Annotated in this window: 9 protein-coding genes; 3 read left to right on the top strand and 6 right to left on the bottom strand. The window is 53.4% G+C overall.

The features are described 5' to 3' along the window. The first annotated feature begins 51 nt into the window (after positions 1-51). Entirely contained in the window at positions 52-741 is a 690-nt protein-coding gene (gene pepE, locus D9734_RS04750; protein WP_097752848.1) for a dipeptidase PepE, read from the top strand. Positions 742-817: 76 nt separating this feature from the next. Here pepE and D9734_RS04745 read toward each other — a convergent pair whose 3' ends face one another. Both D9734_RS04745 and metH read right to left on the bottom strand, forming a co-directional pair. After that, positions 818-2449: a Na/Pi cotransporter family protein gene (locus D9734_RS04745; RefSeq protein WP_130205749.1), complete on the bottom strand. Its 1632-nt coding sequence runs from the start codon at positions 2447-2449 to the stop codon at positions 818-820. Positions 2450-2668: 219 nt separating this feature from the next. Continuing rightward, positions 2669-6352 (bottom strand): methionine synthase, encoded by a 3684-nt coding sequence (gene metH, locus D9734_RS04740; RefSeq protein ID WP_130205747.1) that lies wholly within the window; start codon positions 6350-6352, stop codon positions 2669-2671. A 199-nt stretch (positions 6353-6551) separates the two neighbouring features. On the opposite strand from metH, the gene iclR reads away from it, so the two are divergent. Next, positions 6552-7376 (top strand): glyoxylate bypass operon transcriptional repressor IclR, encoded by an 825-nt coding sequence (iclR, locus tag D9734_RS04735; protein WP_000226403.1) that lies wholly within the window; start codon positions 6552-6554, stop codon positions 7374-7376. Positions 7377-7391: 15 nt separating this feature from the next. Here the strand turns inward: iclR and aceK are convergent, their stop codons facing one another. From aceK to metA, 4 genes are all read right to left on the bottom strand, one after another. Further along, complete coding sequence (gene aceK / locus D9734_RS04730) at positions 7392-9116, bottom strand: bifunctional isocitrate dehydrogenase kinase/phosphatase (RefSeq protein WP_130206090.1); 1725 nt, start codon at positions 9114-9116, stop codon at positions 7392-7394. 488 nt (positions 9117-9604) lie between these two features. Further along, a complete protein-coding gene (gene aceA / locus D9734_RS04725) occupies positions 9605-10909 on the bottom strand; it encodes an isocitrate lyase (RefSeq protein WP_000857847.1) in 1305 nt (434 codons plus the stop codon). Between the two features lie 29 nt (positions 10910-10938). Next, positions 10939-12540, bottom strand: a complete 1602-nt coding sequence (gene aceB, locus D9734_RS04720) for a malate synthase A (RefSeq protein WP_130205745.1) — start codon at positions 12538-12540, stop codon at positions 10939-10941. Between the two features lie 268 nt (positions 12541-12808). Continuing rightward, positions 12809-13738, bottom strand: coding sequence for a homoserine O-succinyltransferase (gene metA, locus D9734_RS04715; protein WP_130205743.1), 930 nt, complete (start codon positions 13736-13738; stop codon positions 12809-12811). A 156-nt stretch (positions 13739-13894) separates the two neighbouring features. On the opposite strand from metA, the gene D9734_RS04710 reads away from it, so the two are divergent. Further along, positions 13895-14338 (top strand): acetyltransferase, encoded by a 444-nt coding sequence (locus tag D9734_RS04710; protein WP_130205741.1) that lies wholly within the window; start codon positions 13895-13897, stop codon positions 14336-14338. The last annotated feature ends 92 nt before the right edge of the window (positions 14339-14430 follow it).

The raw sequence follows: 14430 nt of genomic DNA, 5'->3' as shown, positions 1-14430 counted from the left end.
AATTTGCAGTGGTAGCATTCCTTCCGTGTTTTCTTACTAACCGGAGAAGTAATGGAACTGCTTTTATTGAGTAACTCGACGCTGCCGGGTAAAGCCTGGCTGGAACATGCGCTGCCGTTGATTGCTGAACAGTTGCAAGGTCGCCGTTCCGCGGTGTTTATTCCTTTCGCTGGCGTAACGCAAACCTGGGATGATTATACGGCCAAAACGGCTGCGGTCCTTGCCCCACTTGGCGTTTCTGTCACCGGTATTCATAGCGTGGCCGATCCTGTTGCCGCGATTGAAAATGCTGAGATCGTGATTGTCGGCGGTGGCAACACTTTCCAGTTGCTGAAAGAATGCCGCGTACGCGGGCTTTTGGCACCCATTGCCGACGTAGTAAAACGTGGCGCGCTGTATATTGGCTGGAGCGCAGGCGCTAACCTGGCTTGCCCAACCATTCGTACCACCAACGATATGCCGATTGTCGATCCGCAAGGTTTCGATGCGCTGAATCTGTTCCCGCTGCAAATCAACCCGCACTTCACCAACGCGCTGCCGGAAGGCCATAAAGGGGAAACGCGCGAGCAGCGTATTCGCGAACTGCTGGTCGTCGCGCCAGAACTGACCATTATTGGCCTGCCGGAAGGTAACTGGATCACGGTGAGTAAAGGTCACGCTACGCTGGGCGGCCCGAATACCACTTATGTATTTAAAGCTGGTGAGGAAGCGGTGCCGCTGGAAGCGGGTCACCGTTTTTAAGTGAATTGCCGGATGCATGATCCGGCATCTTGTACATAGTGCCTGATGCGACGCTTGACGCGTCTTATCAGGCATATTAATACTCGTCCCGTCCCTCATCTTCATCCGGCTGTTCCAGCACACTGTAAGCCACCGAACAAAACAGCGAGTTCAGACGCTGCATATCGCCCAGTAAGCCTAAATGCAGCGAACTGGTTTCAATGCTTTGCACGTTTTGCTGATGCAGGCGATCGACGTGGGCGTGGGAATAGCGGCGATTAAGAATGCGAAAACGATGTTTACTACGGCGCAAACGACGAGCGCTGGTGACATCGCCAGAGAAGAACACTGACATTGCCAGCTTTAAATTACTGAGCAATTGCTCATAGAGCGCATCCAGTTCCTTCAACCCATCAAGCGAAAATGCCCGCCGTGCTGCCAGTGATTTGTCAGCAATTTCGCTGCCCATGCGCTCGACGATATCGGAAGCCTGCTCCAGGTTGAGAGCCATTTCGATAATCTCTGCCCAGCGGCGCGACTCTTCTTCCGCCAGCTCTTCTTTTGGCATCCTCGCCAAATAAAGTTTAATCGCGGTGTAGAGGACGTTGATATCATCCGCCAGCTTGCGCAACTCCTTCTCTTCACGCGGTTCACCGTGCATCACTTTATTCAGCCCTTCCATCATCTGTTCCATCGCGTCACCGATGCGCAGTGTTTCACGGGCGGCATTCGCCAGAGCAAGAGTCGGAGTATCCAGCGCACTAACGTCCAGATGTTTTGGTTTCAGATGGGCATCCAACTCAGGTTCATCGCGAATAATCGTTTTGCAAAATCGCGCCATTGGATCGACAAACGGCAGCATGACCAGGCAACGAACGAGGTTGTAGAAGACGTGGAAATAGATAACCAGTTCCGCTTTTGGCAAAGGCAGTTTATCCATTGATTCAGCCAGAACATGGACAAATGGCAGGATAATCAAGCTCCCCACCAGCTTAAACAACAAGCTACCCATCGCAACACGTCGAGCGGCGGCATTGGCGGCACTATTGTTGAGCATCGCCAGCAGGCCGGAACCGAGGTTGGCTCCGATTACCAGACAGAGCGCCACCGGGAAGGAGATAATGCCTGCGGCGGTCAAAGTAGCGGTCAGCAATACAGCTGCAAGGCTGGAGTAGCTGATAACGGCGAACATCGCGCCAATCAGCGCATCCAGCAGAATATCGCCAGTCAACGAAGCAAAGATCACCTGAACGCCGTTTGCCTGGGTGATCGGCGTTACGGCCTGCACAATCAACTCCAGCGCCAGCAAAATCAGCCCAAGACCAATACCGACGCGGCCCAGTTGCCCGGCGCGTGACTGTTTGCGTCCGAGGAAAAAAATAACGCCGATAAAAATGAGCAGCGGTGACAACCAGGATAAATCGAAGGTGAGGACCCGCGCCATTAGCGCCGTCCCGACATCAGCCCCCAGCACAATCACCAGCGCGGGCGCGAGAGCAACCAGATCCTGGGCGACAAACGAGGTCACCAGCATGGTGGTGGCATTACTGCTCTGTACCAGTGCGGTAACGCCGATCCCCGCGCAAAAGGCGAGCGGCTTCTTTTCGACGCTCCGGCTAAGGACTGTACGCAGGCGTGCGCCGAAGACGCGCATTACGCCTGTTCGAACAATATGCGTCCCCCAGACCAACAGGGCGACGGCAGAAAGCAGGTGAAGCAGCGTTAACACGAGTTCAGGTTCTCCTTATCGTTATATGTTCCTGAAGCAATTGAATGACCAAAGGACCGGAAACACGCTGGCTGGCATCTTTACTGTGCCTTTTGACATTCGTTTTTCCGGCTAAGATTATTCCAGCCTGATTCCAGTATAAGTGTTTCATATTAATAAAGAGACAGGGCACCCATTGAGTGCCCTGTTTGTTGTAAGGAAAAGTGACATATTTGTGAATCAGTCCGCGTCATACCCCAGATTCGGTGCCAGCCAGCGCTCAACTTCGGTAACGCTCATACCTTTACGACGGGCATAGTCTTCGACCTGATCGCGTTGAATCTGCGCCACGGCATAGTACTTGCTATCCGGATGGCTGAAGTACCAACCCGAAACCGATGCACCGGGCCACATCGCGAAAGATTCCGTGAGTTTCATGCCAGTGTGTTTTTCCACTTCCAGCAGCTCCCAGATGGTGGCTTTTTCCGTGTGTTCCGGGCAAGCCGGATAACCTGGTGCCGGGCGGATGCCCTGGTAGTTTTCGCGGATCAGCTCTTCGTTGCTGAGGTTCTCGTTCGGCGCATAGCCCCAGTAAACTTTACGCACGCGCTCATGGAGATATTCTGCAAAGGCTTCCGCCAGACGATCGGCAAGCGCTTTCACCATGATTTTGTTGTAATCATCATGCTGTGCTTCAAAGGCATCAGCCAGTGCGTCCTCTTCCAGCCCGCCAGTCACGGCAAATGCGCCGATGTAATCTGCTTTACCAGAAAGCTTCGGCGCAACGAAGTCAGCGAGACAGTAGTTAGCGAAGCCGGTTTTTTCGGTCTGTTGGCGTAGATGGTGGCTGACATTAATCACATGGGTACGCGTTTCGTCACGGTAGATTTCAATGTCATCGCCCACACGGTTTGCCGGGAACAGCCCCACCACACCACGCGGATTCAGCGTTTTCTCGGCGCTTAATTTATCCAACATGTCGTTGGCGTCTTTAAACAGCCGCTGCGCCTCAACGCCTACCACTTCATCTTCCAGAATGCGCGGATACTTCCCGGCCAGCGACCAGGTCATAAAGAACGGTGTCCAGTCGATGTAATTACGCAGCGTTTCAATGCTGGCTTCGACTTCCTGCACGCCGAGACGGTGTGCCACGGGCGGCGTGTAAGCCTGCCAGTCAAAAGCGAAGTCGTTATCGCGCGCAGCTTCCAGCGTAACTGGCGGGGTGCGCGGTTTCTTGCGTCCGTGCTGAATACGCACGGTTTCGTACTCCTTGCGGGTACGAGTGACAAAGTCATCACGCTGAGTGTCGGAAAGCAGCGCCGCCACGACGCCAACGGTGCGCGAGGCGTTCTGAACATACACCGTCGGGCCGCTGTAGTTTTGCTCGATTTTCACCGCTGTGTGCGCTTTTGAGGTGGTCGCACCGCCAATCAGTAGCGGAATGGTGAAGCCCTGACGCTCCATCTCTTTCGCCACGTTGACCATTTCGTCCAGCGATGGAGTGATCAATCCCGAAAGGCCAATCAAATCGGCATTCACTTCTCTGGCGGTACGGAGGATTTTTTCCGCAGGCACCATCACGCCGAGATCGACGATTTCATAGTTGTTGCATTGCAGCACCACGCCAACGATATTTTTACCGATATCGTGCACATCGCCCTTCACGGTGGCGATCACCATCTTGCCGTTGGTTTTGCCCTGCTCTTTGCTGGCTTCGATAAACGGTTCGAGATACGCCACCGCCTGTTTCATGACGCGCGCCGATTTCACCACCTGCGGCAGGAACATTTTCCCTTCGCCAAACAGGTCGCCGACCACGTTCATGCCGTCCATCAGCGGGCCTTCAATCACCTGAATGGGGCGCTCGGCCTGCTGGCGGGCTTCTTCGGTGTCCTGCTCGATAAACTCGGTAATGCCTTTGACCAGCGAGTATTCCAGACGTTTATTCACTTCCCACGAGCGCCACTCCGCCTGCTGGGCGTTAGCGGTATCGTCGGTTTTGCTGCCGCGATATTTCTCGGCAAGTTCCAGTAAACGCTCGGTGCCATCGTCGCGACGGTTAAGGATCACATCTTCCACCGCGTCGCGCAGTTCGGCGGGCAGGTCGTCGTAAATCGCCAGTTGCCCGGCGTTGACGATCCCCATATCCATACCGTTACGAATGGCGTAGTAGAGGAACACCGCGTGAATAGCTTCGCGCACCGGATCGTTACCACGGAACGAGAACGAGACGTTAGAGACGCCGCCGGAGATCAGCGCATGGGGCAGCTCGCGTTTGATGTCTTCACACGCGCCGATAAAGTCCTGCGCGTAGTTGTTGTGCTCTTCAATGCCAGTTGCGACCGCGAAGATGTTCGGATCAAAGATGATATCTTCCGCCGGGAAGCCGACTTCCTCGGTGAGTATTTTGTACGCCCGACGGCAAATTTCGATTTTCCGTGCACGGGTATCGGCCTGGCCCTGTTCGTCAAAGGCCATTACCACCACCGCTGCACCGTAACGACGCAACAGTTTCGCATGATGGATAAAGGCGTCGACGCCCTCTTTCATTGAGATAGAGTTAACAATGCCTTTGCCCTGAATACACTTCAGACCTTTTTCAATGACGTCCCATTTTGAGGAGTCGATCATAATCGGCACGCGGGCGATATCCGGTTCACCGGCAATCAGGCTAAGGAAACGCACCATCGCCGCTTCGGCGTCGAGCATCCCTTCATCCATGTTGATATCAATAATCTGCGCGCCGCTTTCCACCTGCTGACGCGCCACATCCAGCGCCTCGCTGTATTTCTCTTCTTTAATCAGGCGTTTGAATTTGGCAGAACCGGTGACGTTAGTCCGCTCCCCGACGTTAACAAACAGGCTGTCTTCGCCAATGTTCAGCGGCTCCAGGCCGGACAAACGACAGGCGACGGGGATCTCCGGCAGTTTGCGCGGCGCTAATCCTTCTACTGCGCGACTCATTGCCGCAATATGTCGTGGCGTGGTGCCGCAGCAACCGCCGACGATATTGAGGAATCCCGCTTCCGCCCATTCGCGGATGTGCTTTGCCATCGTGTCGGCATCGAGATCGTATTCACCAAAAGCGTTGGGCAGCCCGGCGTTCGGGTGGGCGGTGACGTAGCATTCCGCAATACGTGACAGCTCCTGCACGTACTGGCGCAGTTCATCTGGCCCCAGCGCACAGTTCAGGCCAAAGGTCAGCGCTTCGGCGTGACGCAATGAGTTGTAAAATGCTTCGGTGGTCTGCCCGGAGAGTGTGCGCCCGGAGGCGTCGGTGATAGTGCCGGAGATCATAATCGGCAGTTCAACGCCCAGCGCTTCGAACTCCGTTTTCACCGCAAAAATCGCCGCTTTGGCGTTAAGGGTGTCGAAAACGGTTTCAATCAGGATCAGATCCGCGCCACCTTCCACCAGCGCTTTGGTGGATTCGCGATAAGCCGCCACCAGCTGGTCAAAAGTGATGTTGCGGAATGCCGGATCGTTTACGTCCGGCGATATAGACGCCGTGCGGTTGGTTGGGCCGAGAACACCAGCAACGTAGCGCGGTTTCTCCGGCGTGCGCGCGGTCCACTCATCAGCACAAGCACGCGCCAGTTTCGCCGCCGCAAAGTTGATTTCCGCCGACAGGGATTCCATCTGGTAATCCGCCATCGCAATAGTCGTGGAGTTGAAGGTGTTGGTTTCGATGATATCTGCGCCCGCTTCAAAGTAAGCGTTGTGGATGGCGGAGATCACTTCCGGTTTGCTGAGAACCAGCAGGTCGTTGTTACCTTTAAGATCGCAAGGCCAGTCGGCAAAACGTTCACCGCGAAAATCTGCCTCGTTCAGTCGATAACTCTGGATCATGGTGCCCATACCGCCGTCCAGCACCAGAATACGTTCATTTAACTGCGCACGCAGTTGTTCAACTTTGCTGCTCACACTCGCTCCCGACACGCTCAACCCAGACTGTAAAAAAATTCAACAGACCATACTGGCATAAACGCATCAGTGGTAAAAGCGACCACCACGCAACATGAGATTTGTTCAACATTAACTCATCGGATCAGTGTGGCAACTATTGCATTACACCGTAATAAAAATGAAAATGATTTCCACGATACAGAAAAAGGAGACTGTCATGGTCGCACCCATTCCCGCAAAACGCGGCAGAAAACCCGCCGTTGCCACCGCACCCGCGACTGGACAGGTTCAGTCTTTAACGCGTGGGCTGAAATTACTGGAGTGGATTGCCGAATCCAATGGCAGTGTGGCACTTACGGAACTGGCACAGCAAGCCGGATTACCCAATTCCACGACTCACCGCCTGCTAACCACGATGCAACAGCAGGGTTTCGTCCGTCAGGTTGGCGAACTTGGACACTGGGCGATAGGCGCACATGCCTTTATGGTCGGCAGCAGCTTTCTCCAGAGCCGTAATTTGTTAGCCATTGTTCACCCTATCCTGCGCAATCTGATGGAAGAGTCTGGCGAAACGGTCAATATGGCGGTGCTGGATCAAAGCGATCACGAAGCGATTATTATCGACCAGGTGCAGTGTACGCATCTGATGCGTATGTCAGCCCCTATCGGCGGTAAGTTACCGATGCATGCCTCTGGTGCCGGTAAAGCTTTCTTAGCCCAACTGAGCGAAGAACAGGTGACGAAACTGCTGCATCGCAAAGGATTACATGCCTATACCCACGCGACGCTGGTGTCTCCTGTGCATCTAAAAGAGGACCTCGCCCAGACGCGTAAACGTGGCTATTCATTTGACGATGAAGAACATGCGTTGGGGCTTCGTTGCCTCGCGGCGTGTATTTTCGATGAGCACCGCGAACCATTTGCCGCAATTTCGATTTCCGGGCCGATTTCACGTATTACCGACGACCGCGTAACCGAGTTTGGCGCGATGGTGATTAAAGCGGCGAAGGAAGTGACGCTGGCGTATGGCGGAATGCGATGACTTTTCGTCTCTGATTTATACGAATCGCACGCTAAACCGCTGCCTGCGCCGATACGCATAAACATCTTCCACGTGCCCTTCACGGATACGGTTTTGTAGCGCTCGCCAGTAATCAGCGCGGAACAGGTCGGCGTGCATCTCTTCAAACAGTGGCCCAATGCGCGGGTCGGCACATAGCCAGTGGCGGAATTCTTCCGGGAAAACATCGCCCGGCGAAACGCTGTACCACGGCTCACTGGCAAGTTCGTCTTCCGGGTAGCGCGGCGGTGGGATGTCGCGGAAATTCACTTCCGTCATGTAGCAAATTTCATCGTAATCATAAAACACCACGCGCCCGTGACGGGTGACACCAAAGTTTTTAAATAGCATGTCGCCGGGGAAGATGTTGGCGGCGGCAAGCTGGCGAATAGCGTTGCCGTACTCTTCAATAGCGTCGCGCAGCTGTTGGCCCTCAACCTGTTCCAGCCAGATATTGAGCGGCACCATCCGCCGTTCGATGTAGAGATGGCGAATCACAATCTGTTCGCCGAGATCGGTGATTTTTTCCGGCGCTTCCTGGAGCAGTAATTCCATTAATGCCGGTGCGATTTGCCGCTTCTCCAGCACAAAGTTTTCAAACTCCTGGGTATCCGCCATTCGACCTACGCGATCGTGCTCTTTAACCAACTGATAGCAGGCGCGAACGTGAGCCGCAGACATCTCTTTCTGCGGCGCGAACTTGTCTTTAATCACTTTGAATACCCGATCAAAGCCCGGCAGCGTGAACACCAGCATCACCATTCCACGAATGCCCGGCGCTTCAATAAATTGCTCATTACAGCCTTGCAGATAAATCAGATATTCACGGTAACTTTCAGTTTTGGCGTGCTTCTGGCAGCCGATGGCCATGTACAGCTCTGCGGTCGTTTTGCCCGGTAGAATTTCCCGTAACCACTCGACCAGTGCGGCAGGTAGCGACGCGTAAACCATAAAATAGGAACGCGCGAAGCCAAAGACAATGCTCGCTTCGGCGGTGGTCGTCAGGCAGGTATCAATAAACAGCTCGCCGTCGTCCGCCTGGTGGATAGGCAGCAAAAAGGGCAACGTGCCGGAAGGCGTGATCAGTTTGCCCACCAGCCAGGCGGCTTTATTGCGGTAAAACAGTTCGTTCGCCACCTGTAAATGGCTTTCGGCGAGGTTATCAGTCCCCATCGTTTCCGTCAGATGGCGAATGATGTAGTTGATATCACGGCTTTTATTCTGCCAGCGCAAGCGCAGCGGCAGATCGCTGATAACACGCATTAGTAGCGACTCCCAGCCGTGATCGGGATAAAAGTCTTTTGCCAGCGGGCGGGGAATGGTACGAAAGCGACGCTCTGGCTGGGAGCTAAAGATAAAAAGCCGCTCGGGAGTCAGCGAGCGGTGGTCAAATAACCGACAGTACACGGAGTTAAAAAAGCTCTCCGCAATCTCGAAGCGCGGATAATCCGGCAACAGCCGGGTGTAATGCTCTTTGACGCGCAGTAAAAATTCCGCGTCCGTGCTTTGGCCGTTAGTGATACAGCGCAGCTGTTCCACCACCAGACCAACATGATGATCATAAAGATGGATACGGTTTTTCATCGCCTGCTGGACAGCGTGCCAGTCGGCTTGCTCGAAACGCTGCTGCGCCCCGGAGGTCACTTCGAGAAATCGACCATACTGAGCGTCGAAACCTTGCAAAATGGTTTGTGCAATCAGTAATTCCAGGCCACGCGGCATTTGTTGTCCTCGTCGGGAGCAGAGAATTGCCGGATAAGACGCGTAAGCGTCGCACCAGGCGTTGATTGCCGGATGCGGCGTGAACGGCTTATCCGGCCTACAGTTAGCAACCTTTGTAGGCATGATAAGACGCGCAAGCGTCGCATCAGATGCTCATTGCCGGATGCGGCGTGAACGCCTTATCCGGCCTACGGTCAGCAACATTTGTAGGCATGATAAGACGCGCAAGCGTCGCATCAGGCGTTGATTGCTGGATGCGGCGTGAACGCCTTATCCGGCCTACGGTCAGCAACATTTGTAGGCATGATAAGACGCGCAAGCGTCGCATCAGGCGCTCATTGCCGGATGTGGCGTAAACGCCTTATCCGGCCTACGCGTCAGCAACATTTGTAGGCATGATAAGACGCGCAAGCGTCGCATCAGGCGCTCATTGCCGGATGCGGCGTGAACGCCTTATCCGGCCTACAGTTAGCAACGTTTATCGGTTGTTAGAACTGCGATTCTTCGGTGGAGCCGGTCAGCGCGGTAACTGACGACGTGCCGCCCTGAATAATGGTCGTCACTTTATCGAAATAACCTGTACCCACTTCCTGCTGGTGAGAAACGAAGGTGTAGCCATCTTTCGCGGCGGCGAATTCCGGTTGCTGCACTTTTTCAACATAGTGCTTCATACCCTCGCCCTGGGCATAGGCGTTTGCCAGGTCGAACATGTTGAACCACATGCTGTGGATGCCTGCCAGGGTGATGAACTGGAACTTGTAACCCATATCCGACAGCTGCTGCTGGAAGCTGGCAATAGTTTTGTCGTCGAGGTTTTTCTGCCAGTTGAACGACGGCGAGCAGTTATAAGCCAGCAGTTTGCCCGGATATTTCGCGTGGATGGCTTCCGCAAAGCGACGCGCCAGTTCCAGATCCGGCGTGGAGGTTTCACACCATACCAGGTCAGCATACGGCGCATACGCCAGGCCGCGGCTGATCGCTTGTTCAATACCTGCATGAGTACGGAAGAAACCTTCGTTGGTGCGCTCGCCGGTAATAAATTCGCTATCATACGGGTCACAATCGGAGGTGATCAGATCCGCCGCATCGGCATCGGTACGTGCAACCAGCAGGGTTGGAACGCCCGTCACGTCAGCTGCCAGACGCGCCGCGACCAGTTTCTGAATAGCTTCCTGAGTTGGCACCAAAACTTTGCCGCCCATGTGACCGCATTTCTTCACTGACGCCAGCTGATCTTCGAAGTGAACTGCCGCTGCACCGGCTTCAATCATCGCTTTCATCAGTTCAAAGGCATTCAGGACACCGCCAAAACCGGCTTCCGCATCAGCAACGATCGGCAGGAAGTAATCGACATAGCGCGGATCGCCCGGCTCAATGCCCGCGGACCACTGGATCTGATCCGCACGGCGGAAAGTATTGTTGATCCGCTCCACTACGGCAGGAACCGAGTTCGCCGGATAAAGCGACTGGTCCGGGTACATGCTTGCTGCCAGGTTAGCATCCGCCGCTACCTGCCAGCCAGACAGGTAGACCGCTTCAATGCCCGCTTTCGCCTGCTGCAGCGCCTGACCGCCAGTCAGTGCACCGAGGCTGTTGATGTAGCCTTTTTTCGACTCGCCATGCAGCAGACGCCACATTTTCGCCGCGCCCAGTTGCGCCAGCGTGCATTCAGGATTGACTGAACCGCGTAATTTCACCACATCTTCCGCGCTGTATGGGCGAGTAATGCCTTCCCAACGCGGTTGAGTCCACTCTTTCTGTAATTCTTCAATTTGTTGTGTACGGGTTTTCATGTGCAGATGCTCCATAGTTATGTGGTGGTTTACGCTAACAGGCGGTAGCCTGGCAGGGTCAGGAAATCAATTAACTCATCGGAAGTGGTGATCTGTTCCATCAGGCGTGCGGCATCGTCGAAACGCCCCTGGGAGAAACGTTCTTCGCCCAGTTCGCTGGCAATGACTTTCATCTCTTCGCCCAGCATCTGGCGGAACAAGGCTTTGGTCACCGGTTTGCCATTGCTCAACGTTTTTTGATGATGGATCCACTGCCAGATCGAGGTACGGGAAATTTCAGCCGTCGCCGCATCTTCCATCAGGCCATAAATCGGCACACAGCCGTTGCCAGAGATCCACGCTTCGATGTACTGCACAGCCACGCGAATGTTGGCGCGCATACCGTCTTCGGTGCGTTCACCATCACAAGGTGCCAGCAGCTGATCGGCAGTAATCGGCGCGTCTTGTTCGCGCATCACCTCAAGCTGGTTTTTGCGGGAGCCGAGAATGTCGTTGAATACCGCCATTGCCGTATCCGCAAGGCCTGGGTGAGCGATCCATGTGCCATCGTGACCGTTATTGGCCTCCAGCGATTTATCCGCTTTTACTTTGTTGAGCACCTGGTTATTGCGCTCTTCATCTTTGCTCGGAATAAACGCCGCCATGCCGCCCATCGCAAAAGCACCGCGTTTATGACAGGTTTTAATCAACAGGCGTGAGTAAGCATTCAGGAAGGGTTTATCCATCGTCACTGCCTGTCTGTCTGGCAGGACGCGATCGGGATAGTTTTTCAACGTTTTGATATAGCTGAAGATGTAATCCCAGCGACCGCAGTTCAGACCAACAATATGGTCACGCAGCGCGTGAAGGATTTCGTCCATCTGGAACACGGCAGGCAGCGTTTCAATCAGCAACGTCGCCTTGATAGTGCCGCGCGGCAGATTAAAGCGATCTTCTGCATAGCTGAAGACTTCGCTCCACCAGGCCGCTTCCTGCCAGGACTGGGTTTTCGGCAGATAGAAATAGGGGCCGCTGCCTTTTGCCAACAGTGCCTGGTAGTTGTGAAAGAAATAGAGCGCAAAATCAAACAGGCTGCCAGGAATCGCTTCGCCGCGCCAGGTGACATGTTTTTCCGGCAAGTGCAGACCGCGTACCCGGCAAATCAACACCGCGGGATTTGGCTTGAGCTGATAGATTTTGCCTGCTTCGTTGGTGTAACTGATGGTGCCGTTAACCGCATCGCGCAGGTTAATTTGCCCATCGATCACTTTGTTCCAGTCTGGTGCCAGTGAATCTTCGAAATCGGCCATAAACACTTTCACATTCGCGTTGAGTGCGTTGATCACCATCTTGCGCTCAACCGGGCCAGTTATCTCGACTCGACGATCTTGTAAGTCCGCAGGAATACCACGAATTTTCCAGCCTGTATCGCGAATGGAAGCTGTTTCCGAAATAAAATCAGGCAACGTTCCGTTATCGATATCTTGCTGCTGCTGAATACGCGCTGCCAGAAGTTTATTGCGTTGTGGCGTAAAATGCGTCACCAGCTCAGTCAGAAATTCTACCGCCTCGGCAGTGAGAACTTGCTTCTCCTGCTCGCCATACGGCCTTGTGAAAGCCAGTTCATCGGTTGTTGTTGCCTGTTCAGTCATCGTGCAGCTCCTCGTCATGGATCCGAAAACTTCCCCACTGTGAACGAAGGATCGTTGTGTGCTTTTCGTTCAGCACAACTAAGACTACTCATTTAAAATGCAAAATCAAAAACAATTTCCATTTTAAATAAAAATATATGATAACTTATTGATAACAATATGAATAAAATTTATTCACTTGCTGAGGTGTGTTTCGGAAATAAAAAAGGCACCCGAAGGTGCCTGAGGTAAAGTGCTGAATCGCTTAACGATCGACCGCCACAGAAGATTAATCCAGTGTAGGATTCATACGGCGTAGATCGTATGGCGTGATCTGGTAGACGTAATAGTTGAGCCAGTTGGTAAACAGCAAATTGCCATGACTGCGCCAGCTCGCTCGCGGTTTGTTTTGCGGATCGTTGTGCGGGAAATAATTATACGGTACATCCGGGTTTAGTCCGGCTTCCACATCGCGGAAATATTCCTGCGCCAGCGTTTGCGCATCATATTCGGGATGGCCCGTCACAAAGGCAATACGCTTATCTTTGCTGGCAAACAGATATGCATCCCCTTCTTCTGTCTCCGCCAGAATTTCCAGATCGGTATAATCACGAATCAACGCTGCCGGAAAGTCAGCATAGCGCGAATGTGGTGCCAGAAATGAATCATCAAAGCCACGCGTCAGAAGCGCATGAGGATGGAGAATATGATGCTCGTAAACACCAGAGAGTTTGTCGGTGCGGGTTTGCTTAGGAATGCCGTAGAGGATATTGAGCGCGGCCTGTACCGCCCAGCAGACAAACAGCGTCGAGGTGACGTGATCTTTCGACCACTCCAGCACCTGTTTGATCTGCGGCCAGTAAGCGACATCATTAAACTCCACCAGACCCAGCGGCGCACCGGTGACTATCAGACCGTCAAAGTTCTGTTCCTGAATATCTTCAAAGTTGCAATAGAAGTTGTTTAGATGCTCTGCGGGCGTGTTGCGCGATTCACGGGAATCAATGCGCAACAGCTGAATATCGACCTGCAAAGGTGAGTTTGAAAGCAGGCGCAGAAACTGATTTTCAGTTTCGATCTTCTTCGGCATCAGGTTAAGGATAAGCACCTTTAGCGGACGAATTTCCTGACCAGACGCGCGAGAAGTTGTCATCACAAAGACGTTTTCTTCACGCAAGAAATTGACGGCGGGTAGCTCGTCCGGCACACGAATCGGCATAACCTGATTACCTCACTACATACGCTTATACGTTTAGACATCCAGATAGCTGAAGATAACCAGAAAATTTACCAATGTCGAGCCTGCATGTTGAAGGTGAGAAAGTTTCAAGGAAAAGGCTACGTTAGAATATAAGAATGACTAAAAGGAGAGAAAATGGTTATTAGTATTCGCCGCTCACGGCATGAGGAAGGGGAGGAACTCGTTGCGATTTGGTGTCGTTCTGTCGATGCCACCCACGATTTTTTATCAGCAGAGTATAGGGCCGAACTGGAAGAGCTGGTGCGTTCCTTTCTGCCGGAAGCACCGTTGTGGGTCGCGGTTAATGAGCGGGATCAGCCGGTTGGGTTTATGTTGTTAAGTGGGCAGCATATGGATGCGCTGTTTATCGATCCTGATGTGCGCGGCTGCGGCGTGGGTCGGATGCTGGTGGAGCATGCGCTCTCGATGGCACCGGAACTGACAACCAACGTTAATGAGCAAAATGAGCAGGCGGTTGGGTTCTATAAGAAGATGGGCTTTAAGGTTACGGGACGTTCTGAGGTGGACGATTTGGGGAAACCGTATCCGTTGCTGAATCTGGCGTATGTGGGGGAATAAGCTGCCCCCCTACCGTGCCTGCGTAGGCTGGATAAGACGCGCCAGCGTCGCATCCGGCATTTTTTTTGCACCAACGCAAAAAGGCCATCCTG

The sequence above is a fragment of the Escherichia sp. E14S1 genome (genome assembly GCF_004211995.1).
In the GTDB taxonomy this organism is placed as follows: Bacteria; Pseudomonadota; Gammaproteobacteria; order Enterobacterales; family Enterobacteriaceae; genus Escherichia.
This window is presented reverse-complemented; position numbering and strand designations above follow the sequence as displayed.